Genomic DNA, 22,473 nt, shown 5'->3' with positions numbered 1-22,473 from the left:
TTTGTGTTAGCAATTGACTTATTCCACTTTTTCAATCGTAGTGGTTCCCCAATTCATGATGTTGCTGAGATGGACATAGCCATCGTACAAATTCAAGAAAATCGAGAAGGCACAGACGATATAGATCAATACATAAAAATTATTGGCTTTTTTGTTACGCCATAAAACAAAGCCATCTAAGATCAGTCCTAAAGGAAAAAGAAAGGAGCCGATTCCAGCTAACAGTAGCAAGAGCAGACTTTCATCTTTATCTGCTGCCATCGTTCTTTGGAGTAACGACAATTTTTCTTTCTTGTCGTTGATTTCTTGATTGTTGGTTTCGATCCGCTCTTTTAAGGCTTCGTTCTCACGTAAAAGCTCATCGATCGAGACTTGGTAGAGATCGCTCAACAAAATCAAATTCTCAATATCTGGATAGCCGCGCCCATTTTCCCATTTTGAAATCGACTGGCGTGAAATCTGTAATTTTTCTGCGACTGCTGTTTGCGACAATCCGGAAGACTCGCGACAGCTTTTTAATTGTTCTGCTAAAGCCAATGTATGCTCCTATCTGCTATTTAACAACTAGCTTCCCATTTGAGATCGTGGTTACGACACTCCCATTGGTAGTGATTATACCTGCTTTTTGCTTAAACGTACAGGTGGCTTTGGTGGACGTGTGAGTTAATGAACTAGAAGTGATACTTCCTCTGTGAGCAACTAAACTTAAATTCGAAGTGCCTATAAATTGATTGCGGCTATTGACCGTTACATTATAACTAGCGGTCCAATTACCTGCGGATGTTTTTGACACACGATACGTTCCCGCTGCCAGATTTGCTCGGAATGACGACAATTTTTCAATGGTCAAAATCACCTCGTTGCCTTCTTCATCTACCGTGATCAGCTGCTCATAGGGACTATCTGATGCTAAGTCATAAACGAGTTCAGGTTCTTCCACTGTCTGGGCGGCAGCTGGGAGAGCAAAGAGGAAACAAAGAAAAATAAACGGCACAAAAAATAATTTTTTCACAAACACCACTCCTTGTACTTTTAATAATTCAAGTATACAAGGTTTATTTAGTTAAAGAAAGCACAAGCTAGTTTACAGAGGTAACGGATGGTTCACAACTGTTGCTAGATCAGCATTTCATAGGCTTATTTTTTAGGATGTCGAGAAATTTTAAAAGTGATGGTTCATTCAAAAGGTCTTCGTTTTTTAGGTTTCTGACAACGAACCGCTGCTTTTTAAAAGAAACGTCAAAGAAGCGGTTGCTTTAGTTTTAATCAAACCTAGCTGTGAAAGGAAACAAAAAAGCGAAAGAGTAGGCAACGTTTCGCGCCGATAAAACGACAAAGGTAAGACCTCCTTCCGCTTTTTTGCAGCCAATTTTATTCTCTCAAATCAATATCCTTTTGATGGTCGCCGTCTTTCTTATAAACGTTCACCACGGATTCTTTGTTTTCGGCGATTTCTTTGGCACGGGCGATGGCATCTGCCTTCTTGTCGAAATGATCACTGGCACGTTTCGCCCCTTTGGAACGGACTTGCCATTGGTCCTCTTCATACACAACTTCTACATCTGCATCCATTAATTTTTTCGCATTCTTATTGGTTTGATGGGCATCGTCTTTTTGCGGATTTTTCTCTTTCTGAAAAGCTTTCTTCTCCTCTTCGTCTGCATTTTCATACCATTTTTCTGCTTGACTCGTGGCGATCGGGATCGCCCGATCATCGGAATAGCCATCGGCTAGCAAGGCATTGGCGATATCGATCGCTTTTTTACGAACTAAGGGGTCTAAATTCTTCATTGACGCAGGATAATCACGGACATTCCAAGGCATTGTTTGTTTCCTCCTTTTTGTTGATCCAAGGTCATTTTCTTAGGGGTTCCCTTTTACAGGTACCACCAGTTACTACTCATTAGTTTACGCCCTTCTATAAAAAAGGGAAATTATTTGATTTCTGGTCAAAAATGAGGGCACTTTCTTTTTTCATTTTCTAATAAACGAGGATTTATTTTTGTTAACAAAGCGTTATATTTCCCAAAAAAAAATGAATGGTTTAGAATTTTATTATAGAGAAAAGGAGGACGTAAGAATGAGTGAACCTATTTTGACTGATCCACGGGAACTTTATCACACGGGTAAATACAGCAAACAGGAACAAGATACGCCTGCTTTACAAGAAGAAATGCGACCAAAACCTGATTGTGGTGAAGACTCTTATGAGGGAAGTCAGCAGTTAGAAAACCGGCGAGTACTGATCACCGGTGGGGATTCTGGGATCGGACGTGCAGCAGCGATTGCCTTCGCCCGTGAAGGAGCAGACATTGCCCTACACTTTTTCCCAGGAGAAGAAGAAGATGCCGAAGAAGTTGCAGGGTACATCAAAGAAGCTGGGCGCAAAGTGATCTTGCTACCCTATGACCTGCGAGACGAAGCGGCACCACAAGAGATCGTTGACAAAGCGGTGGCAGCATTAGGTGGGTTAGATACATTAGTATTGAACGCAGCACAGCAAATCACGCGGCCATCGATTGCAGAATTACCGATTGAACAAGTGAAAGATACCTTTATGGTAAACATTATCTCCATGTTTGCATTAGTCAAAGCTGCTGAGCCGCACTTACCGGCTGGAGGAGCGATCGTGACAACGACTTCTGTCCAAGCCTTTAGTCCAAGTGCCCATTTAATGGATTATGCGGCAACCAAATCGGCGATCGCCAGTTTTACAGTCAGCTTGGCGAAACAATTTGCTGAAAAAGGAATTCGCGTCAATGGGGTAGCCCCAGGACCGATCTGGACACCATTACAGTTAGATCATGGCCAACCGCAAGACCAGCTGCCTGAATTTGGTCAGCAAGCGTTACTTGAGCGGGCAGGACAACCAGCTGAGCTAGCACCTGTCTATGTCTTTTTAGCTTCGAATAAAGCTAGCTATGTGACAGCACAGATTTATGGTGTTACCGGCGGAGAAGCCATCAACTTGTAAGCTTATCAAAAATTGGAGAAAAAGGAGGAGGTGTCCTATGAGTAAAGGGTGGAAAATCGTATCAATCATCGTTTCGTTGATCTTTATCACTGTCTTATTACCAATCGTATTAATGAGTAATCCTTATATGCAGCTGCCATTTGGTTTGGACAGCAGAGGCAATGTCGTCACGTATTTCTTTGACAACTTGTTTATGCGTCAATATATGTTTTGGGTAGCTGTTGTCTTGATCGCCTTATTCTTGATCGTGATCTTAGTCGTGCTTTTTTATCCAAAAACCAAAACGACCTTTGTTTTGAAAGAGGATAAGGGCGCATTGACGATCGATAAGAAAGCAATCGAAGGACTTGTACGTACGAAAGTAAATGAAAAAGAATTTGTTGAAGGACCAAAAGTTCATGTCAAGGCGACCAAAAATCGAATTTTGATTAAAATCAAAGGACGCTTGAAACGGACGTCTGCCTTAGTCGGCAAAACCGAAAACTTAATGGCGGAAATCCAACAAGATGTCCAACGAGTGCTTGGTTCAAGTGAGAAAGTCAAAGTCGAAGTCAACTACGCGAATTTTGAACAAAATGAGACTCCGGAAAACCCGCGAGTAGAATAGGAGGGCTATGATGAACGAACTACAACAATACAAAATCCCATTGATTTTTGGAGCAATCGGCCTTGTTCTGGCTGTGTTGTTTGTAACGATCGGTTTTTTCAAAACATTGCTGATTCTACTCCTAACAGGTTTGGGTTTTGCGTTAGGATTGTATCTCCAACGTACCGGTATCATCGACGAATTTTTTAACCAACAATAACGCATTTTAATAGGAGGAATTTTTAATGAATAACGATAAAAACGAATTAAACAATGATAAAAAAGTCAGCGCACATCCAGATCCAGTGGTTCCTAACACCAATCATCAAGCAAATGAAAATGCGATTCCAATGACTGAAGCACCAGATCCAGTGGTACCAAATGCTGAAAAAGCAGTAGCAGGACAACAAAACGGACCAAAACCAGGGGATCATCCAGCACCAGGAAATCCAAATCCAGCAGGACATCATCCAGCACCGCCAAAACCTGGTCACAACGATTTTGAAGGACCAACTGGCGACGCACCTGTTCATGGTTCATTGACCTATGATGACAAAGTGATCCAAAAAATCATCGGGATCGCATTAGAACACGTGGATGGTCTGTTGACGGTCGATGGTGGTTTCTTCTCTAACATTGCGGAAAAATTAGTCAATACAGACAATGTGACTGCGGGTATCAATACCGAAGTAGGGAAAAAACAAGTAGCCGTTGATTTAGATATCGTGGTTGAATACGACCGCAACATCCCAGAAATCGCTGACCAAGTCAAAGAAGTTATCCAAAAAGAAGTAACGACAATGACCCAATTAGAAGTTATCGAAGTCAACATCAATGTTGTAGATGTAAAAACGATCGCTGAATACGAAGAGGAACAAGAAACGGTTCAAGACAAAGTATCGTCAGCTGCATCTAAAACCGGCGACTTTGCTTCACGTCAAACCAACAAAGCCAAACATGCGGCTTCCCGCGCGTCTGATCGTATCGAAGAATACAACGAGCCTCGGGTGAAATAAAAAAGTTTCATATGAAACAAAAACAAGCATTGATCCTGTGATCAATGCTTGTTTTTTTGAGAAAAAAGCTGACCAGGAGGGTTGGCAGCCTCGCTGGTCAAGGAAAAATGAAAAAAGTTTTTTGGATTGAAATGAGTATAATTCCTCTGCCTTAAACCAACCTTAAAGCCCCAGTTAAAAAATGGTAAATTCTCCTAGAAAGCAATGTCTGGCTATTGCATCACATTGCTTTTTGCGTTAAAGTAGGAACTAGTCTGTGAAACATTTTTCTGTTTCACAAAATAGAAAGGATTCGTTATGCTACCTGAAGAATTTCATGAAGAATTACGCAAAAACGGGATCGTTTTAACCGAAGAACAAATGGAAAAATTCGCTGTCTATTTCGAGCGTTTAGTCGAATGGAATCAGAAGATGAATCTAACCGCAATTACGGAAAAATCAGAAGTGTATTTGAAGCATTTCTACGATTCTGTTTCCTTAGCTTTTGAAACCGCCTTTGACCCGCAAAGTCATTTGTGTGATGTCGGTTCAGGTGCTGGCTTTCCAAGTATTCCACTAAAAATCGTGTTTCCTGAATTAGAAGTGACGATCGTCGACTCTTTAAATAAGCGCATCACCTTTTTACAAACCCTTGTGACGGATCTACAATTGGAAAATGTCCACTTGTACCATGACCGTGCAGAAACATTTGGTCAAAACCCGCAATTTCGTGGGCAATTCGATTATGTGACCGCTCGTGCGGTTGCCCGTTTGAATGTGTTAACGGAACTCTGTGTGCCATTGGTGAAAAAAGCAGGCTATTTTTATGCGCTCAAAGCTGCCAAAAGCGAGGAAGAACTGGTTGAAGCCAAACCAGCCATCTCACTCTTAGGCGGCAAATTTATTGAAGAAAAAAGCTTTACCTTACCGGTCAGCGGCGATGAACGCCATCTTTTGATCATTCAAAAGAAAAAAGAAACGCCAAAGAAATACCCCCGCAAACCGGGAATGCCAGCGAAACAACCAATCAAATAGGAGGAAAATCAATGGCCCGTATTATTTCTGTTGCAAACCAAAAAGGCGGCGTAGGCAAAACCACCACAACGGTGAACCTAGGTGCGTCCTTAGCATTTGTCGGCAAAAAAGTGTTACTCGTAGATATTGATGCCCAAGGCAACGCCACAAGCGGTGTCGGCATTCGCAAACCAGATGTGGAACAAGACATCTATGATGTATTAGTCAATGAAACACCGATCGTTGAAGCGATTTTACCTAGCAGTCGGGAAAACTTGGATATCGTTCCAGCGACGATCCAATTAGCTGGTGCGGAAATTGAATTGACCTCCATGATGGCACGGGAATCTCGATTGAAATCGGCTTTGAATGAGATCAAAGAACAATACGATTATATCTTTATCGATTGCCCGCCATCTTTAGGTCATTTGACGATCAATGCCTTTACCGCCAGTGATTCGATTTTGATCCCAGTCCAATGTGAGTACTATGCATTAGAAGGGCTGAGCCAACTATTGAATACCGTGCGTTTAGTACAAAAACATTTTAACCCTGAGTTAGAGATCGAAGGGGTCTTACTGACGATGTATGATGCCCGTACGAACTTAGGCGCGGAAGTCGTGGAAGAAGTCCGCCGCTATTTCCAAGAAAAAGTATATGAAACCATTATTCCGCGGAATATCCGGTTGTCTGAAGCACCTAGTCATGGATTGTCGATCATTGATTATGATCCACGCTCAAAAGGAGCCGAAGTCTATCAGACGTTAGCAAAGGAAGTGTTAGCCCGTGAAGAATAAAGGGAAAGGATTAGGGCGTGGGATCGATGCGTTGTTTCAAGACCTGCAAGGGTTAGAAGAAGTCGATATCAAGACAGAAAAAGTCGTTGAACTGCCTTTAAACGAATTAAGACCCAACCCTTATCAACCGCGAAAAACCTTTGATGAGCTTTCATTACAAGAACTAGCCAATTCGATCCAGCATTCGGGGGTCTTTCAACCGATCATCGTGCGGCAATCATCCGTCAAAGGCTATGAGATCATTGCTGGTGAACGCCGGTTTCGAGCGTCCAAACTAGCTGGCAAGGAAACGATCCCAGCCATCATCCGCAATTTTGATGAAGAAGCGATGATGCAAGTCGCCGTTTTAGAAAACTTGCAGCGGGAAGATTTGAATCCTTTAGAAGAAGCAGAAGCTTATGACATGCTGATGAAAAACTTGAAATTGACCCAAGCACAAGTCGCTGAACGCTTAGGGAAAAGCCGCCCGTATATCGCCAATTATTTGCGGTTGCTGTCCTTGCCGAAACTCGTCAAAGAAATGGTTCAAGATGACCGTTTGTCTATGGGACAAGCCCGGACATTATTAGGTTTGAAAAATAAAGAACAGATCTTAAAATTAGCCAATCGTTGTGTCAAAGAAAATCTGACAGTCCGCCAATTAGAACAAATGGTCGCTGAGATGAACGACACGAAAAACGAAAAGAAAAAAGTTCCGCGTCTGATTCGGGAAAAACCGTACTATTTACGAGAAAGCGAAGAACGGTTGATGGATAAATTCGGCACGAATGTCGAGATCCGCGAAAAAGAAGGCAAAGGCAAAATCGAGATCGAATACCTGTCACAAAAAGATTTAACCCGTATTTTAGATTTATTGAACATTCAATTTGATGAAGCTTGAGGTGATAAAGATGTATGATCTTGGGGATATTGTCGAAATGAAAAAACCGCATGCCTGCAAAGCCAATCGTTGGGAAATCATCCGCATGGGGGCAGACATCAAAATAAAGTGTACGAATTGCGGCCACATCGTCATGATGACGCGCCGAGAATTTGATAAAAAGATGAAGAAAATCCTAGAAAAAAAAGAGAAAGAGTGAAGTGAAGCATGGCGTTAACTGCCGGAATCGTTGGATTGCCAAATGTGGGCAAATCTACTTTATTTAATGCAATAACCAAAGCAGGAGCAGAAGCCGCAAACTATCCGTTTGCGACGATCGATCCGAATGTAGGAATGGTGGAAGTGCCAGATTGGCGCTTACAGCGTTTAACAGAATTAGTCCGTCCGAAAAAGACGGTCCCAACCACCTTTGAATTTACGGATATTGCTGGAATCGTCCGCGGTGCCAGCAAAGGGGAAGGATTAGGTAACCAATTTTTGAGCCATATCCGCCAAGTGGATGCGATCTGTCATGTCGTTCGTTGTTTCGACGACGACAACATCACCCACGTGGAAGGCCGCGTGGACCCATTAGCTGATATCGACACCATCAATTTGGAGTTGGTTTTAGCGGATTTAGAATCCGTCAACAAGCGCTATACTCGGGTCGCCAAAATTGCCAAAACCAAAGACAAAGATGCGGTTGCGGAATTGGCCGTTCTTGATAAAATCAAACCGGTCCTAGAAGAAGGGATCTCAGCTCGTTCGATCGAGTTTACAGATGAAGAACAGCGCATCGTCAAAAGTTTGTTTTTACTAACGACCAAACCAGTTTTATACGTTGCCAACGTAGCAGAAGAAGACGTGGCAGACTATGAAACCAATGACTATGTCAACAAAGTGAAGGAATTTGCAGCGAGCGAAAATGCAGAAGTGATCGTCATCAGTGCTCGTGCCGAAGAAGAGATCGCTGAGCTGGAAGAAGAAGACAAAGCAGAGTTTTTAGAAGCATTAGGAATTGAAGAATCAGGGTTGGATCAATTGATTCGTGCTGCCTATGATTTACTGGGTCTAGCAACGTACTTTACCGCTGGTGAACAAGAAGTGCGTGCGTGGACGTTTCGTAAAGGCATCAAAGCACCGCAAGCAGCGGGGATCATCCATACGGACTTTGAGCGCGGCTTTATTCGTGCGGAAACTGTTTCCTTTGAAGATCTGAACCAATACGGCACGATGCAAGCGGCCAAAGAAGCCGGTCGGGTACGTTTGGAAGGAAAAGATTATGTCGTGCAAGATGGCGACGTGATGTTGTTCCGTTTTAACGTATAAAGGGCTTTCTTCCCAGTGAATTTGTGGTAAAATGTCCATTGTGAAGAAAACGCAGAAGGGAGAATCAATTCATGGAACCAGAAACTCTGCGAAATTATGTTTCCGAAAATCGTGAATTAGAACAACAATTAACAAAACGAAACCAACAATATATATTTGATTTAAAAAAATCGCTAGAGGCAGCCAACCTTTCTGAAGAAGAAAAAACGATTGCCTTGCATGAGATGCTGCCGGTCTTAGTCAAAGAACAAAAAGGCGGCAAAACAGCCCGCCAATTATTTGGTACAGTGTCTGAACGCACCGAAGCCATCATCAACAAACCCGTTGAGCAAAAAGAATCCGGCCCCTTCTTGATGTGGTTGGATAACACCTTGCTGATTTTAGGGATCTTTGGCTTGATGTTAGGGGTTATGGGAATCTTTACTAGAGGTCAAGCACAACCTTATGGCTTATTGACCCTCTTCTTGATGGCGATGCTTGCTGGTTGGGTCTTCTACTTGATGTACAAATACATGTATCAATATGAACGCCCAGGTGCCGATAAGAGCAAACGGCCGAAGATGTGGAAGATCATTTTGATTTTAGTCGCAGCCTTCATGCTATGGATCGTTGTGATCTCGCTTTCTGCGATGATCCAACCACCATTGAATCCACAAGTGGACCCTGTGATCGAAGCCTTGATCGGGGCAGTGGCATTAGCAGCGAAGTACTACTTGAAACGCAAATACAATATCATCAGCAGTCTGTCTGTTCCTAGAGGCTGATGGCTACACGTTGATCGTGCGCCTTCTTTTGTTAAAAAAGACCGTACGATCAGCGTGTTTTTTTAGAAAAAATGCCGAATTATGAGATTTGACCAAAGGTTTGAAGAGGATTATTAAGAAAGCTTTCCGAATGGTTGACTTATGAAAAAATCTTTGCTATTTTTTTTAAAATACCTAAAAACTTTAAGGAGTGGTTACAAAAATGTCCAACTGGGAAACCAAATTTGTAAAAAAAGGGTTAACGTTTGATGATGTCTTATTGATTCCGGCAGAAAGTCACGTCTTGCCAAATGACGTGGATATGAAAGTGCAGCTTGCCCCGAATATTACACTAAATATTCCAATCATAAGTGCCAGTATGGATACCGTAACTGATAGTAAAATGGCGATCTCAATGGCGCGTCAAGGCGGACTTGGCGTAATTCACAAAAACATGAGTATCGCAGCGCAAGCAGATGAAGTGCGCAAAGTAAAACGTTCTGAAAGCGGCGTGATCATTGATCCGTTTTTCTTAACACCAAGCCACTTAGTTGCTGATGCAGAACATTTGATGAGCAAGTACCGCATCAGCGGGGTACCGATCGTAGAAACGATGGAAAACCGCAAATTAGTCGGTATCATCACGAACCGCGACATGCGTTTTGTCACGGATTATACGATGCCGATCAATGATGTGATGACCAAAGACCAATTGATCACAGCCCCTGTCGGTACGTCGTTGAAAGACGCTGAAAAAATCTTACAACAACACAAGATCGAAAAATTACCGATCGTTGATGAAGCAGGGATCTTAAGCGGTTTGATCACTATCAAAGATATTGAAAAAGTGATCGAATTCCCGAATGCAGCCAAAGACACGCATGGACGTCTATTAGTGGCAGCAGCAGTCGGCGTTACCAGCGATACCTTTGAGCGAGCACAAGCTTTATTGGATGCAGGCGTGGACGCGATCGTTATTGATACTGCCCACGGACACAGTGCGGGTGTTTTACGCAAAATCTCTGAAATTCGTGCGCATTTCCCAGAAGCGACATTGATTGCGGGAAATGTTGCCACTGCAGAAGGCACGAAAGCATTGTATGATGCTGGTGTCGATGTCGTAAAAGTCGGGATCGGTCCAGGTTCGATCTGTACTACTCGGGTGGTAGCCGGTGTCGGAGTTCCTCAATTGACCGCGATCTATGATGCAGCCTCTGTGGCACGTCAATACGGCAAAGCAATCATTGCCGATGGTGGGATCAAATACTCTGGGGATATCGTCAAAGCTTTAGCAGCTGGCGGACATGCCGTAATGCTAGGTAGCATGTTGGCAGGAACCGATGAATCACCAGGTGAATTTGAAATCTATCAAGGCCGACGCTTTAAAACGTACCGCGGAATGGGTTCATTGGGGGCAATGGAAAAAGGCTCCAGCGACCGTTACTTCCAAGGTGGCGTAAACGAAGCCAACAAATTGGTTCCAGAAGGCATCGAAGGGCGTGTCGCTTATAAAGGCAGCGTTTCTGATATCATCTTCCAAATGATCGGCGGCTTGAAATCAGGGATGGGTTATGTCGGTGCTGGCAATCTACAGCAATTACGTGATGAAGCACAATTCATCCAAATGAGCGGCAACGGACTAAAAGAATCACATCCCCACGATGTTCAAATCACGAAAGAAGCACCAAACTACTCTGTAAAATCATAAAATGTTTCACGTGAAAACCAACGCCCCCTCTGTTCAAAAGCGGACAGAGGGGATTATTTGTTCAAAAAAGGACGTCACTCTCAGCTATCTAGGCAAGAGTGGCGTCCTTTTCTTTAAAATCGCTGCTGGATGATCAGCAAATCGCTTTAGCAGCAGCTTATTCGTTTGATTTCAACGCATCGATCATGTTGACATGAGTCAGTTTCACATGGGTGACGTACATCACGATGATCGTAAAGAGAATCGTCATGCCGCCGGCTAAAGCATAGGCCGGCCAATTGATCACTAATGGAAAGACCATGTTTTCCATCGAAGCTTGGATCAAAATAAAGTCAGTCAAGAAGTAACCTACTACGTAGCCTGCGAGAATCCCAAATAACGTAAAGACGATATTTTCCCGTACGATGTACATGGTGACTTCTTTATTGTAAAACCCTAATACTTTAATAGTAGAAAGCTCGCGAATCCGCTCGGAAACATTGATGTTGGTCAAGTTATACAAGACGACAAAGGCTAATGCCCCTGATAGTACAACTAAGATCAAGACAATGGAGTTCAAGTTGCCCATCGAATCATCCTGCATTTTGATCTGAGTGGAAAGGAACGTCGTGTTTTTGACTTTGTCGGTATCTAACAAGGCTGTTGATAAAGCTTCCTGTTGTTTTTTCGTCATCGTCTTGCTTTTGACTAAGAACGCATTCGGTTCGAAGGCACTGTCGGTGATTTCTTCGTAAAGAGTCGGTGACAGATATAGAGAATTGCCTAAATAGTTTTCTGCGATGCCGCTGATAGGTACTTCAAAAGCTTCTTGATCGCTAGTATAGAAGGTCAATGTATCCCCAACCTGCAGATCATACAATTCTGCGTATTTCATAGTCAGTACGGCGCCTTCTGTTAATGGCAGCTTCTGCCCTTCCGTCGTTTTCAAATGGACATAGTCGGTAAAAGCTTCTTGATCTGCCGGAACCATCAAGGTCAAACTTTGTTTTCCTTGGTTAGCTGGTCGAATCTCGATCGTTTCATTGTAGACTAGCATCGAATGGGTCACAAGAGGATCGTCTGTTAAAACCGTTTCAGCGGCAGCAACGGTTTCTTCCTTCGCATCATTTAAGGTCACGACGGCTTGATAATCCGTAATGGGCCCAAATTGTTTCGCAGTCACAGCACTTAAGGAATCTTTCAACCCAACGCCTGCCACCATCAGTCCCGTACAGCCTGCGATGCCAATGATTGCCATGATCATTCGCGATTTGTAGCGGAAGATGTTACGGAAGCTGACTTTTTGATTGAAGCTTAAGCGTGACCATAAGGGTGTAATGGCCTCTAATAAAATCCGTTTCCCAGGTTTTGGCGCCCGAACTTGCAGTAGCTGGGCAGGTTTTTCCCGCAATTCTTTGATCAAAACAAAGAGGCAAGCACCGAGCGTCGCCAGTAAAAAGGCGATCGCGGCCAAAATAATTGGCGACCAGACATAATAGACGCGAATCCCGTCTAAAAGATACCGTTCGCTGGATAGAAAATAAATCAAACGCGGCAACAGTTCGGTCCCTAATACGGCACCACTGATAATGCCAATGGCCGAAGACAAGAGGGCATAAATCAAATATTTAAGGGAGATCTCGACTTTGCCATAGCCCATCGCTTTTAAGGTACCGATCTCTTTGCGGTTTTCTTCTACCATCCGCGTCAGTGTCGTAAAGGTGATCAACGCAGCGATAAAGAAGAAGAAGACAGGAAACACATTGGCGATCGCTGCGATGCGATCAGACAGCCCGCCATACTCTTGGAAACCGGGGTTGTCTTTGCGTTGGTTGTAAAGATACGTAGGTTCTGCCAAGTCTTCGATCTCTGTACGTTTTTCTGCCAGTGTTTGTTGGGCATCGGTTAGTTCTTGTTGCTGTTCATCTAATTGGGTTTGCTGCTGAGCCAATTCTTCTTCCCCAGCGGTCAATTGGCCTTCGAGGGCTGCTTGTTGTACGGGCGGCAGCTGTGCCAGGGCGGCTTGCTGTTGTTCTAGTTTCGCTTTGGCCTGATCCAGTTGGGCTTGTCCATCAGCTAACTGTTTTTGTCCATCGCGGACTTCTTTTTCTGCAGGCGCTAATTCATCAAAAGCATCTTGCTGAATTTCTGCTAAGCGTTCTTTAGGGCGATCCGCAAACAGTTCCTCAATCGTTTCTTGATGGGCTGCCATCTTGTCGGTATACGCATCGGAGTATGTTTCAAGGCCTGCGACATCATCAAAGGCGAGATAAAGGATCGATTTGACCTCCATCTTGAACTGTTCTTCCGGTACATAAGCAAAATACGTCACGACACCGCTGCCGACATTCGCATAGCCACGTTCGGCAGCACTGATATAAATGGGAGAGGTGGCGAACCCAACGATCGTATAGTCTTTGTCCGACAGATTATCGGCATCATCGATCGTAAAAGTATCCCCTATTTGCCAGCCATAATTTTTTGCTTCGGTGTCCAGCACGATTTCATCGGCTTTTTCTGGCAATCGGCCGTCCTTCACCAGTAGCTGGTTGAGTTCCTGCGAGGGATCATAAGAGGTCACTTGCACGACTTCATCTGAATTGGCAGCGTAATAAAATTGATAGGCGGCTTCTGTGTGCGCACCGCTTTTTTCCGCCGCATCAATGTCGTCCTCCGTCAATCCCAGCGTGGAAGTGACTTGCAGATCTGCTAAATGCTGACCGTTGACATATTCACTCGCGGAATGGTTCAGGATCGGTCCCGTCGCTTTGACACCGACAAAGAGAAACGTTCCTAAAAAAATGATCAAGGTGATTGCGATAAAGCGGCCTTTTGATTGGCGAATCTCCCGCAAACTTGCTTTAAGATAGGTTTTATTTTTCATCAGATCCTCCTACCAAACGATTTCATCGATCGAGATTGGATGAGGATTCTCTTCAATGGAACGGACAGTGGCATCGTTGATATGGATCACCCGATCGGCGATCGGGGCAATGGCGCTGTTATGGGTAATGATCAACACCGTATTGCCGTTTTTCCGACTGGCGTTTTGCAAAAGCTTCAACACTTGTTTGCCTGTTTCAAAATCCAGCGCACCGGTTGGTTCATCGCATAATAGCAATTTCGGGTTTTTGGCTAACGCCCGAGCGATCGATACCCGCTGCTGTTCCCCACCAGAGAGCTGCGAAGGAAAGTTGTTTTTACGGTTTTCTAACCCGACTTGTGCTAAGACTTCATCAGGATCGAGTGCATTCGGTGAGACTTCTGTTGCCAATTCAATGTTTTCTTTCGCTGTCAGGTTCGGCACCAAATTATAAAATTGGAAGACGAACCCGACGTCTTTGCGGCGGTATTCCGTCAGCTGTTTGTCGTTAAACTTCGCGATATCGACATTGTCGATAATGATTTGTCCTTCATCTGGCGAATCCATCCCGCCTAAAATATTCAAAACGGTCGATTTTCCTGCACCACTGGGGCCAAGGATCACCACTAATTCGCCTTCTTCAATGGCAAAGGAAAGATCGTTGTTGGCAGTGATGGTGGTTTCGCCCATCTGATAGCGTTTATATTCATTCTTTACTTCAACATAACTCATTAATAAAGCCTCCATTTTTTAAACACGTGTTGATTTAATCACATGGTGTTAGTATACTAAGAAAGAAAAGTAAGAGCAATCCTCAATGCTTACGTATTTGTCATTAAATAGACAAATATTGATCAAATGTACAGAGAAAAGGGGAAACGATATGGTGGGGACTGTGGGGAATCGTCGAACGATCTACTCGAAAAAAGTGATCCGACGCGCCTTTCAGGAGTTATTGTTGGAAAAAGAGTACCGCAAAATCACGATCAAAGAGATTGCGGAACGAGCCGATATCAACCGAGGAACATTTTATAAATATTATAAGGATACGGCCGCTTTGTTGGAGGAGATCGAAGGAGAGCTTGTTGAGCAGATCGCATCGAACTTGCAGCAGGAAAATTTGTCATTGGATCTTTGGTTGGAAAAGCTGTTGACGATTTTGTATGAGAATCCTAGTACCACCCATTTGATTTTGTTAAACAACAGCCATTTGCTGAATCTTTTATTGTCAGAGATCAAACCGGAGACCTTGAAACGGTTTGCCCAATACTTTCAAGATGCTTCCGAGGAAGAATTGGAACTGTGTCTTAGCTTTTTTGTCTGCGGGTCTATCGGGTTGATCGAACGCTGGCTCAAAGATTTCTCAATGATGCCGCCAAAAGCTGTCGCTGAACTGTTGATCCAAATTTTTGTGACCAATGTATATGAGGATAAGAAGGGCTAAAAAAAGAGGGAACGATCCAATAACCAAAAAGGAACGCAGCAAGAGACAATTTGCTGCGTTCCTTTTTTTATTTAGTCAACGAGGCGCTCGTCGTTCATCCCAAAGTATTGATGCAATGGTTTTTGCCGTGCTTCTAATAATTGATCGACAGTCACGAATTCGTAGCCTTCGTTTTTGAGCATTTTAATGACTCCCGGTACGGCTTTCACAGATTTCGGGTGAATATCATGGATCAAGATCATGGCACCATTAAAGACATTTTGTTGCACCAAGGCATTGATCTTCTTCGGATCCTTCAATTTCCAGTCTTGAGAATCGATGTCCCATTGAATGATCGGCATGCCAATGGTTTGTGCGCTTTGTTTGTCGATAGCGCCATAAGGGGGTCGTAAATTTCTAGGTAGTAAACCCGTCGCATTATAAATGGCTTTGTTGGTTTTTGTGACTTCTGCCTGCAAATCTTCCGCTGAAAGAGTATTCAGCTGTGGATGAGAGTAAGAATGACTGGCGATCTCGTGTCCAGCTTCTTGGACTTTTTTAGCAGCTTGCGGATATTGCTCTACCATTTGTCCCAGCATAAAGAAGGTCGCTTTAACGTCATTTTCTTGTAAGATGTTCAACAGATCCATGGTGGAGGTACTGTTGGGTCCATCATCAAAGGTCAATGCCACGTATTTTTTATTGGGGTCTAAACTTGGCAAGGCATTGTTGAGTTGGTCAGCAGCCACGAGATCAGGATCAATGAATGGGGCGATCTCGCTGTAAGACAGGGTGATTTCCGTCGCTCCCGTCTGATTTTTTGGCAATTCGATGGTCAGCTTCTCTGGATCGTAAGTAAATTTCGAATCGAAGGTGATCCGCTCCATGGCCAAGACGGCGTCGATGATTTTGGCGGGTTCTTTGGCTTGATCCAGCAGTTTCTGCTGAATGACTTGTTGAATACCTAATAAGCTGCCTTCATCAGGAACCAGTTCTTTCAAAGACAATTCGGTTTGCGTCTTCTCTGATACGAAGATCGGTGCATCCGTTAGGCTGTCCGCATCTTCAAAACGTCCGGTTTCTCGATTCCACACATAGCTGTCGGCTTTCAATGAATAAGTAGACACCTTTGACGCCGCTGCTTGTGCTTGGATGCGGGCAACGGTGACGACTTCTTTTTTCGTTTGTTTTTTACGCAAGTGATCAGCGGCTTGTGTCAACCGTTCTTTGATATCTTTGATGGGAAACGTATCAAGGTCTTGCGGGCGGTAGATCAATTCTTTGGTTGCGCCTTTGGAGAGCACTTCAGGCGTTGTTTTTAACCCATTTTGACTTTGTTCTGCTTGGATTGATGCCAGTAATTTCTCCGCAGCCGCCTCATATTTTTCTTGGGCTGCGACTTCTTGCTGGTGTAACGTGTAAAGGACTGAGCCAGCCGTCGCGATCAAAACGATCAATAATAAGGCGAATAAGGAAAAAATTGCTTTTCGATACGGCTTCTTTCTCGAGGGTGGTCCTTTCGGTCTTTCTTCAGCTGACGCTGTTCGTTTTTGATTATTGTTTGGTTTCTTGTGCAAGTCACTCCGACGGGCATAGGTCTTTCGTTCGGGCATTGGTGAAGCTCCCTTCATTCCATCCTAAATTATGCCCACGTTACCATAAGTCACAGGTACTTTCAACGATCATGCCCGGTTTCTGATAGAGACTTAAAAAGATGAAGGGATTTTTCTAATTATTCATTTAAAAATTACAGCCTTGTTGCGTTGTTTCTCTTGCAAGAAATGATCAAGGGCGTTAGGGGGTCTTTTGCAACCACTATCTATTAGGTGAACTAGAAAACCCCTTCGTAACAGATCACGTGGAGTGACTGTTACGAAGGGGGTGCAATTAAGGGTACTAAGGCTTAGGCTTTTTCGATTTTTGTCAGTCCGCCCATGTAAGGAACCAGAACTTCTGGTACCGTTACACTGCCGTCTTCGTTTTGATAATTTTCAAGCACTGCGGCTACCGTCCGACCGACAGCCAGACCAGAACCATTTAGTGTATGCATGTAGTGAATCTTGCCCTCTTGATCGCGGTAACGGATCATGGCACGGCGTGCTTGGAAATCTTCACAGTTTGAGCAAGAGCTGATCTCACGATACATTTCCTGAGCAGGGATCCATACCTCTAAATCATAGGTCTTCGCCGCAGAAAAGCCCATATCTCCTGTACACAAGCTAAGCACTCGGTAAGGTAAGTTGAGTTTTTGCAAAATATCTTCGGCATTAGCCGTCATCTTTTCTAATTCTTCATAAGAATGGTCAGCATCACTGAATTTCACCATTTCAACTTTATTGAATTGGTGCAGACGAATCAAGCCGCGGGTATCACGACCAGCGCTGCCAGCTTCTGAACGAAATGATGGGCTCAAGGCAGTGAAGTAGGCAGGGAGCTGTTCTTGTTCTAAGATCTCCCCTTGATAGTAATTGGTCAAAGGTACTTCAGCAGTTGGAATCAAAGTCAAATCCGTGTCTGCCAATTGGAAAACATCTTCTTTGAACTTTGGAAATTGCCCCGTGCCAAACATTGCTTGGCTATTGACGATATAAGGGGTGATCATCTCGGTATAGCCATGCTCATAGACATGCTGATCCAGCATGAAGTTGTATAAGGCACGTTCCAAACGAGCACCTAAGCCTTTGTAGTAAACAAAGCGGCTGCCAGAAACTTTGGCGCCCCGCTCAAAGTCGAGGATCCCCAACTCTTCAGCGATCTCCCAATGGGGTTTTGGTTCAAAGGCAAAGGCTTTTGGTTCTGCCCAGCGGCGGATTTCTACATTGTCGTCTTCATCCTTGCCCACTGGAACAGAATCATTTGGCAAATTCGGCAATGTCGTGGCGATCTCTTTGATGTCTTCATCAATTTGAGCAATCTCTTCATCCAATTGCTTGATTTGGCTGCCGACTTCTTTCATTTGGGCAATTTTATCTGCCGCGTCTTCTTTTGCCCGTTTCAAGGCAGCGATCTCACCAGAAACATCGTTGCGCAATTTCTTGCGTTCTTCCGTTTGGACTAAGAGTTCTCTGCGACGTTCGTCAAGCGTTAAAAAGCGGTCCAATACTTCTTTTTGCACGCCTCGTGTTGCGAGTTTGCTTTGTACTTCAGCAAAATTTTGGCGAATCATTTTTACATCTAACATAGTGATACATCCTCCTTTGATTTTTCCATAGAAAAAAGGCCATTCCGATCCCGTGTTGCTTGGGACGAAATGACCATTCGCGGTGCCACCCAAGTTCAGCTTGCGCTGCCCTTGCTGCTCGTATCGTGAGCCAACGATTTTTCTTTCGAAAAATACACGTTAAAGAACTGGATTCTATTTTTTCCAACACTGATTTTCACCAACCATCAGCTCTCTTTACTAGATGAAAAAAATATACTAGGTTCTGTGCCTTGATTATTTTCTTTAGCATACCCAAAAAATGTTGGGGCGTCAACCATAGGTTTGTGTGTTGGACAAATTGTTGCGCTTCAACGGGAGATGAATAATAAAGGACGTCCATTCTGGCGTTGATTTGGCATAGATATAGCCGCCATGTAAGGCGACGATGCTTTGAGCGATCGCTAGACCTAAGCCAGTTCCTCCTGTTTCTTGAGAGCGGGATTCTTCCACTCGGTAGAAACGGTCGAATAGAGAATCAAGGGCTTGCTTAGGAATCATTTGTCCATTGTTTTTGACGGTTAAGATCGCTTCGGTCCCGACTTTCTCGACCTCCATGCGGATCTTATCGGCGCCTTTGCCGTATTTCAAGGCATTTGACAGCAGGTTGTTGAAAACTCGCACCAGTTTTTCGGTATCGCCATCCATTTCGATATGCTCTGGACGGGTGTAGGTTTCGATCTTGATGCCTTTTCGACTAGCTTCTAATTCAAAGTCTGCCGCCAATTGTTCCACTAGCTGAGCCATATCAAATTCCATCACATTAATGGGCACGCTAGGCTGACGCACTTTCGTGTATTCAAACAAATCATCGACGAGGGATTTCATTTGTTTGGCTTTGACATACGCCGTATGAGTATATTTCAGCAATTCTTCTTCCGAATGGTATTGTCGATCTTCGATTAGACCTAAGTAGCCGATGATCGAAGTCAATGGTGTCCGAATGTCATGACTGACATTGGTGATCAGCTCATCTTTGGATTGCTCGATCCGCCGTTCATCTTCGATCGCCGCCACCGTACTGTCGACTAAGCCATTAATATTAGAAACGATCCGACTTAAATCGCCCCGTAACTCGAAGGGGATGCGATGATCGTAGTTGCCTTCTGCGATAAAGTGCAGCTCGCTGATAATGTGACGTAGCTGCATTTGATGGTAACGACGAATCAAACGCCAATATAAGACGATCACATCTAATAGGAAGAACATCGGTAGAATGAAGTTGCGACCACTGCGGAAGATATCTGTGTTGAAGGCAGCCGTGAACGCATTCTTCGATTCATAGATCGCTTCGACTAAAACCGGTGAGTTTTCTCGTATTGAGGTCAAGATGACCAAAATAGCGACATTTAATAGAAGTAAAAGAACAATCGTTACAATTCCTTCCGCAAATAACTCACTGATTTCCTTTGAGGTCAACGTGATCCGTTTCTTTTTTTCGATTGGTGTGTTGCGCTTTTTTTCAGTTGGTTTACTTCGCATCTATTTTGTAGCCGACCCCCCATACTGTTTGGATGACTTTTTCACCATCCGTGGCTTCTTCGATCTTATCTCGCAAGTGACTGACATGGACCATCACTGTTTTGGCAGAAACGACACTTTCTTGTTTCCAAACTCGTTCAAAAATCTCATCGGCGCTAAAGACACGGTTCGGATGCGATGCTAGTAAGTAGAGGATGCCAAATTCTAATGCGGTCAATTGGATCTCATTGCCATCCACCGTTTTTACTTCATGGGAATCGCGGTTGATGATAAGGGAGCTTACTTCCAGAATCTCTGGTTGATTTGAAGCAGCCTGCATCTTGGTTCTTCTCAATAACGATTTTACCCGTGCCATGACTTCTAATGGATTGAAAGGTTTAGTGACATAATCATCAGCACCGGCGACCAATCCACGAATCTTATCCATATCGGTTGTTTTAGCGGTCAACATAATAATGGGGATTTGGGATTCTTTTCTCAATTCTTTGACGACTTGCATGCCGTCCATTTCAGGCATCATGATATCTAAGATCAATAGCTCGATATCAGAAGTGGTGCGAATCTTGGTCAGTGCTTCTTTTCCATCGTATGCTTTGACCGATTCATAGCCTTCATTGTGTAAGTAAATGCTTAATAGTTCTACGATCTCTTTGTCATCATCTGCTACAAGTATTTTCATACTGGGTCCTCCTAGGAACAATATTCTTTTCTCCATTTTAGCAAATATTCCACAAAATAGATAAAATCATACTTAAATTTATAAGAATGATAGGAATTAAGAAAACACAAAAAGGAAAAAGACGAACGATAGGCTAATAATAACGGAAAAAGTCCTTAAAAAAGGCGGAAATCACGGACTAAAAATCACGAATCATCTTTGGAAACGGAGTAACTAGAAACGTTGGTCTATCAATCATTTTATGGTTGACGAATAGCACAAGTCTTGGTATATTATTACATGTGCCAAATGACTAAATGAATTCCTAAAAAGAATTGAAAAAAGTAGTTGACGCACAGCTCGACAGATGATATTATAACGAAGTCGCAATTTTAAAACAGTTAATTGATGTTGATACATCAACAAAATTAATTGAAAAAAGTTGTTGACACATAACAAATCATTTGTTATTCTAATTAAGTCGCTGAGACAGCCGCTACGAAGTTGAAAAACAACGAGCGAAAAAAACTTTTAAAAAAGAGTTGACAAACAAACGTCACTCTGATATGATATAAAAGTTGCTAACACAGCACGGTAGACCTTTGAAAACTGAACAAAGCAAGCAAACGAACCAATGTGTAGGACGTTTCAATTTATTGAAACAAATACATGCAAGCAATAGCTAGCAAAGTTAATTTTTATGAGCTTAATGACCGTATGGTCATTCAAACAAATCATTATGAGAGTTTGATCCTGGCTCAGGACGAACGCTGGCGGCGTGCCTAATACATGCAAGTCGAACGCTTTTTCTTTCACCGGAGCTTGCTCCACCGAAAGAAAAAGAGTGGCGAACGGGTGAGTAACACGTGGGTAACCTGCCCATCAGAAGGGGATAACACTTGGAAACAGGTGCTAATACCGTATAACACTATTTTCCGCATGGAAGAAAGTTGAAAGGCGCTTTTGCGTCACTGATGGATGGACCCGCGGTGCATTAGCTAGTTGGTGAGGTAACGGCTCACCAAGGCAACGATGCATAGCCGACCTGAGAGGGTGATCGGCCACACTGGGACTGAGACACGGCCCAGACTCCTACGGGAGGCAGCAGTAGGGAATCTTCGGCAATGGACGAAAGTCTGACCGAGCAACGCCGCGTGAGTGAAGAAGGTTTTCGGATCGTAAAACTCTGTTGTTAGAGAAGAACAAGGATGAGAGTAAAATGTTCATCCCTTGACGGTATCTAACCAGAAAGCCACGGCTAACTACGTGCCAGCAGCCGCGGTAATACGTAGGTGGCAAGCGTTGTCCGGATTTATTGGGCGTAAAGCGAGCGCAGGCGGTTTCTTAAGTCTGATGTGAAAGCCCCCGGCTCAACCGGGGAGGGTCATTGGAAACTGGGAGACTTGAGTGCAGAAGAGGAGAGTGGAATTCCATGTGTAGCGGTGAAATGCGTAGATATATGGAGGAACACCAGTGGCGAAGGCGGCTCTCTGGTCTGTAACTGACGCTGAGGCTCGAAAGCGTGGGGAGCGAACAGGATTAGATACCCTGGTAGTCCACGCCGTAAACGATGAGTGCTAAGTGTTGGAGGGTTTCCGCCCTTCAGTGCTGCAGCAAACGCATTAAGCACTCCGCCTGGGGAGTACGACCGCAAGGTTGAAACTCAAAGGAATTGACGGGGGCCCGCACAAGCGGTGGAGCATGTGGTTTAATTCGAAGCAACGCGAAGAACCTTACCAGGTCTTGACATCCTTTGACCACTCTAGAGATAGAGCTTCCCCTTCGGGGGCAAAGTGACAGGTGGTGCATGGTTGTCGTCAGCTCGTGTCGTGAGATGTTGGGTTAAGTCCCGCAACGAGCGCAA

The 22,473-nt window shown here is 43.9% G+C and carries 21 protein-coding genes, 1 rRNA gene and 1 other annotated feature (1 of these 23 only partly in view); of the genes, 13 read left to right on the top strand and 9 right to left on the bottom strand.

The window, feature by feature from the left end; translation table 11 throughout:
- Positions 1 to 18: 18 nt before the first annotated feature.
- From ACTW1R_RS16665 to ACTW1R_RS16655, 3 genes are all read right to left on the bottom strand, one after another.
- Positions 19 to 537 (bottom strand): helix-turn-helix domain-containing protein, encoded by a 519-nt coding sequence (locus ACTW1R_RS16665; protein ID WP_005226263.1) that lies wholly within the window; start codon positions 535 to 537, stop codon positions 19 to 21.
- A 16-nt stretch (positions 538 to 553) separates the two neighbouring features.
- Positions 554 to 1,021 (bottom strand): DUF5626 family protein, encoded by a 468-nt coding sequence (locus ACTW1R_RS16660; RefSeq protein WP_142965174.1) that lies wholly within the window; start codon positions 1,019 to 1,021, stop codon positions 554 to 556.
- Between the two features lie 350 nt (positions 1,022 to 1,371).
- Positions 1,372 to 1,824, bottom strand: a complete 453-nt coding sequence (locus ACTW1R_RS16655; RefSeq protein WP_142965175.1) for a DUF2188 domain-containing protein — start codon at positions 1,822 to 1,824, stop codon at positions 1,372 to 1,374.
- Positions 1,825 to 2,080: 256 nt separating this feature from the next.
- Here ACTW1R_RS16655 and ACTW1R_RS16650 point away from each other — a divergent pair, with 256 nt between their 5' ends.
- From ACTW1R_RS16650 to guaB, 11 genes are all read left to right on the top strand, one after another.
- Positions 2,081 to 2,974 (top strand): SDR family oxidoreductase, encoded by an 894-nt coding sequence (locus ACTW1R_RS16650; RefSeq protein ID WP_142965176.1) that lies wholly within the window; start codon positions 2,081 to 2,083, stop codon positions 2,972 to 2,974.
- Positions 2,975 to 3,011: 37 nt separating this feature from the next.
- The gene (amaP, locus tag ACTW1R_RS16645) at positions 3,012 to 3,581 is read left to right on the top strand and encodes an alkaline shock response membrane anchor protein AmaP (protein WP_005226259.1); all 570 of its coding nucleotides are present in this window, start codon (positions 3,012 to 3,014) and stop codon (positions 3,579 to 3,581) included.
- A gap of 7 nt (positions 3,582 to 3,588) precedes the next feature.
- Entirely contained in the window at positions 3,589 to 3,780 is a 192-nt protein-coding gene (locus ACTW1R_RS16640) for a DUF2273 domain-containing protein (protein ID WP_005226258.1), read from the top strand.
- Positions 3,781 to 3,805: 25 nt separating this feature from the next.
- Positions 3,806 to 4,576 (top strand): Asp23/Gls24 family envelope stress response protein, encoded by a 771-nt coding sequence (locus ACTW1R_RS16635; protein WP_010748461.1) that lies wholly within the window; start codon positions 3,806 to 3,808, stop codon positions 4,574 to 4,576.
- Positions 4,577 to 4,873: 297 nt separating this feature from the next.
- On the top strand, positions 4,874 to 5,590 hold the full coding sequence (rsmG, locus tag ACTW1R_RS16630; RefSeq protein WP_005226256.1) for a 16S rRNA (guanine(527)-N(7))-methyltransferase RsmG: 717 nt from the start codon (positions 4,874 to 4,876) through the stop codon (positions 5,588 to 5,590).
- A gap of 11 nt (positions 5,591 to 5,601) precedes the next feature.
- Positions 5,602 to 6,366 carry a ParA family protein gene (locus ACTW1R_RS16625; RefSeq protein ID WP_005226255.1) on the top strand — a complete coding sequence of 255 codons (765 nt, stop codon included), beginning with the start codon at positions 5,602 to 5,604 and terminating at the stop codon, positions 6,364 to 6,366.
- Positions 6,356 to 7,246: a ParB/RepB/Spo0J family partition protein gene (locus tag ACTW1R_RS16620; RefSeq protein ID WP_005226254.1), complete on the top strand. Its 891-nt coding sequence runs from the start codon at positions 6,356 to 6,358 to the stop codon at positions 7,244 to 7,246. The genes ACTW1R_RS16625 and ACTW1R_RS16620 overlap by 11 nt, the downstream gene beginning before the upstream one ends.
- A gap of 10 nt (positions 7,247 to 7,256) precedes the next feature.
- Positions 7,257 to 7,445: a DUF951 domain-containing protein gene (locus ACTW1R_RS16615; RefSeq protein WP_005226253.1), complete on the top strand. Its 189-nt coding sequence runs from the start codon at positions 7,257 to 7,259 to the stop codon at positions 7,443 to 7,445.
- A gap of 8 nt (positions 7,446 to 7,453) precedes the next feature.
- The gene (gene ychF / locus ACTW1R_RS16610) at positions 7,454 to 8,554 is read left to right on the top strand and encodes a redox-regulated ATPase YchF (RefSeq protein ID WP_005226252.1); all 1,101 of its coding nucleotides are present in this window, start codon (positions 7,454 to 7,456) and stop codon (positions 8,552 to 8,554) included.
- A gap of 71 nt (positions 8,555 to 8,625) precedes the next feature.
- Positions 8,626 to 9,318, top strand: a complete 693-nt coding sequence (locus ACTW1R_RS16605; protein WP_005226251.1) for a DUF1129 domain-containing protein — start codon at positions 8,626 to 8,628, stop codon at positions 9,316 to 9,318.
- Positions 9,319 to 9,520: 202 nt separating this feature from the next.
- Positions 9,521 to 11,005, top strand: a complete 1,485-nt coding sequence (gene guaB / locus ACTW1R_RS16600; RefSeq protein ID WP_005226250.1) for an IMP dehydrogenase — start codon at positions 9,521 to 9,523, stop codon at positions 11,003 to 11,005.
- A gap of 157 nt (positions 11,006 to 11,162) precedes the next feature.
- Here guaB and ACTW1R_RS16595 read toward each other — a convergent pair whose 3' ends face one another.
- Together ACTW1R_RS16595 and ACTW1R_RS16590 are read right to left on the bottom strand one after the other, a co-directional pair.
- Complete coding sequence (locus ACTW1R_RS16595; protein WP_489927362.1) at positions 11,163 to 13,868, bottom strand: FtsX-like permease family protein; 2,706 nt, start codon at positions 13,866 to 13,868, stop codon at positions 11,163 to 11,165.
- Between the two features lie 9 nt (positions 13,869 to 13,877).
- Complete coding sequence (locus ACTW1R_RS16590; RefSeq protein ID WP_010748457.1) at positions 13,878 to 14,579, bottom strand: ABC transporter ATP-binding protein; 702 nt, start codon at positions 14,577 to 14,579, stop codon at positions 13,878 to 13,880.
- Positions 14,580 to 14,664: 85 nt separating this feature from the next.
- Here ACTW1R_RS16590 and ACTW1R_RS16585 point away from each other — a divergent pair, with 85 nt between their 5' ends.
- Positions 14,665 to 15,291 carry a TetR/AcrR family transcriptional regulator gene (locus ACTW1R_RS16585; protein WP_081116718.1) on the top strand — a complete coding sequence of 209 codons (627 nt, stop codon included), beginning with the start codon at positions 14,665 to 14,667 and terminating at the stop codon, positions 15,289 to 15,291.
- A 71-nt stretch (positions 15,292 to 15,362) separates the two neighbouring features.
- Here the strand turns inward: ACTW1R_RS16585 and ACTW1R_RS16580 are convergent, their stop codons facing one another.
- The 4 genes from ACTW1R_RS16580 to croR form a co-directional block, all read right to left on the bottom strand.
- Positions 15,363 to 16,883, bottom strand: coding sequence for a polysaccharide deacetylase family protein (locus tag ACTW1R_RS16580; protein WP_086338848.1), 1,521 nt, complete (start codon positions 16,881 to 16,883; stop codon positions 15,363 to 15,365).
- 290 nt (positions 16,884 to 17,173) lie between these two features.
- Positions 17,174 to 18,451, bottom strand: a complete 1,278-nt coding sequence (serS, locus tag ACTW1R_RS16575) for a serine--tRNA ligase (protein WP_074535542.1) — start codon at positions 18,449 to 18,451, stop codon at positions 17,174 to 17,176.
- A gap of 57 nt (positions 18,452 to 18,508) precedes the next feature.
- Positions 18,509 to 18,707 (bottom strand) — a binding site (T-box leader).
- A 35-nt stretch (positions 18,708 to 18,742) separates the two neighbouring features.
- Entirely contained in the window at positions 18,743 to 19,951 is a 1,209-nt protein-coding gene (locus ACTW1R_RS16570; protein ID WP_005226244.1) for a sensor histidine kinase, read from the bottom strand.
- Positions 19,941 to 20,630: a response regulator transcription factor CroR gene (gene croR, locus ACTW1R_RS16565; RefSeq protein WP_008376963.1), complete on the bottom strand. Its 690-nt coding sequence runs from the start codon at positions 20,628 to 20,630 to the stop codon at positions 19,941 to 19,943. The genes ACTW1R_RS16570 and croR overlap by 11 nt, the downstream gene beginning before the upstream one ends.
- Before the next feature lie 714 nt (positions 20,631 to 21,344).
- On the opposite strand from croR, the gene ACTW1R_RS16560 reads away from it, so the two are divergent.
- A 16S ribosomal RNA gene (locus ACTW1R_RS16560) occupies positions 21,345 to 22,473 on the top strand; it runs 430 nt beyond the window's last position.

Source organism: Enterococcus sp. R12, from assembly GCF_058135755.1.
This window is presented reverse-complemented; position numbering and strand designations above follow the sequence as displayed.

Coding starts and splice junctions, on each gene's coding strand:
- ACTW1R_RS16655 (WP_142965175.1), bottom strand. CDS start 1,824: ATGCCTTGGAATGTCCGTGATTATCCTGCGTCAATGAAGAATTTAGAC.
- ACTW1R_RS16650 (WP_142965176.1), top strand. CDS start 2,081: ATGAGTGAACCTATTTTGACTGATCCACGGGAACTTTATCACACGGGT.
- amaP (WP_005226259.1), top strand. CDS start 3,012: ATGAGTAAAGGGTGGAAAATCGTATCAATCATCGTTTCGTTGATCTTT.
- ACTW1R_RS16640 (WP_005226258.1), top strand. CDS start 3,589: ATGATGAACGAACTACAACAATACAAAATCCCATTGATTTTTGGAGCA.
- ACTW1R_RS16635 (WP_010748461.1), top strand. CDS start 3,806: ATGAATAACGATAAAAACGAATTAAACAATGATAAAAAAGTCAGCGCA.
- rsmG (WP_005226256.1), top strand. CDS start 4,874: ATGCTACCTGAAGAATTTCATGAAGAATTACGCAAAAACGGGATCGTT.
- ACTW1R_RS16625 (WP_005226255.1), top strand. CDS start 5,602: ATGGCCCGTATTATTTCTGTTGCAAACCAAAAAGGCGGCGTAGGCAAA.
- ACTW1R_RS16615 (WP_005226253.1), top strand. CDS start 7,257: ATGTATGATCTTGGGGATATTGTCGAAATGAAAAAACCGCATGCCTGC.
- ychF (WP_005226252.1), top strand. CDS start 7,454: ATGGCGTTAACTGCCGGAATCGTTGGATTGCCAAATGTGGGCAAATCT.
- ACTW1R_RS16605 (WP_005226251.1), top strand. CDS start 8,626: ATGGAACCAGAAACTCTGCGAAATTATGTTTCCGAAAATCGTGAATTA.
- guaB (WP_005226250.1), top strand. CDS start 9,521: ATGTCCAACTGGGAAACCAAATTTGTAAAAAAAGGGTTAACGTTTGAT.
- ACTW1R_RS16595 (WP_489927362.1), bottom strand. CDS start 13,868: ATGAAAAATAAAACCTATCTTAAAGCAAGTTTGCGGGAGATTCGCCAA.
- ACTW1R_RS16590 (WP_010748457.1), bottom strand. CDS start 14,579: ATGAGTTATGTTGAAGTAAAGAATGAATATAAACGCTATCAGATGGGC.
- ACTW1R_RS16585 (WP_081116718.1), top strand. CDS start 14,665: ATGCTTACGTATTTGTCATTAAATAGACAAATATTGATCAAATGTACA.
- ACTW1R_RS16580 (WP_086338848.1), bottom strand. CDS start 16,883: ATGCCCGAACGAAAGACCTATGCCCGTCGGAGTGACTTGCACAAGAAA.
- serS (WP_074535542.1), bottom strand. CDS start 18,451: ATGTTAGATGTAAAAATGATTCGCCAAAATTTTGCTGAAGTACAAAGC.
- ACTW1R_RS16570 (WP_005226244.1), bottom strand. CDS start 19,951: ATGCGAAGTAAACCAACTGAAAAAAAGCGCAACACACCAATCGAAAAA.
- croR (WP_008376963.1), bottom strand. CDS start 20,630: ATGAAAATACTTGTAGCAGATGATGACAAAGAGATCGTAGAACTATTA.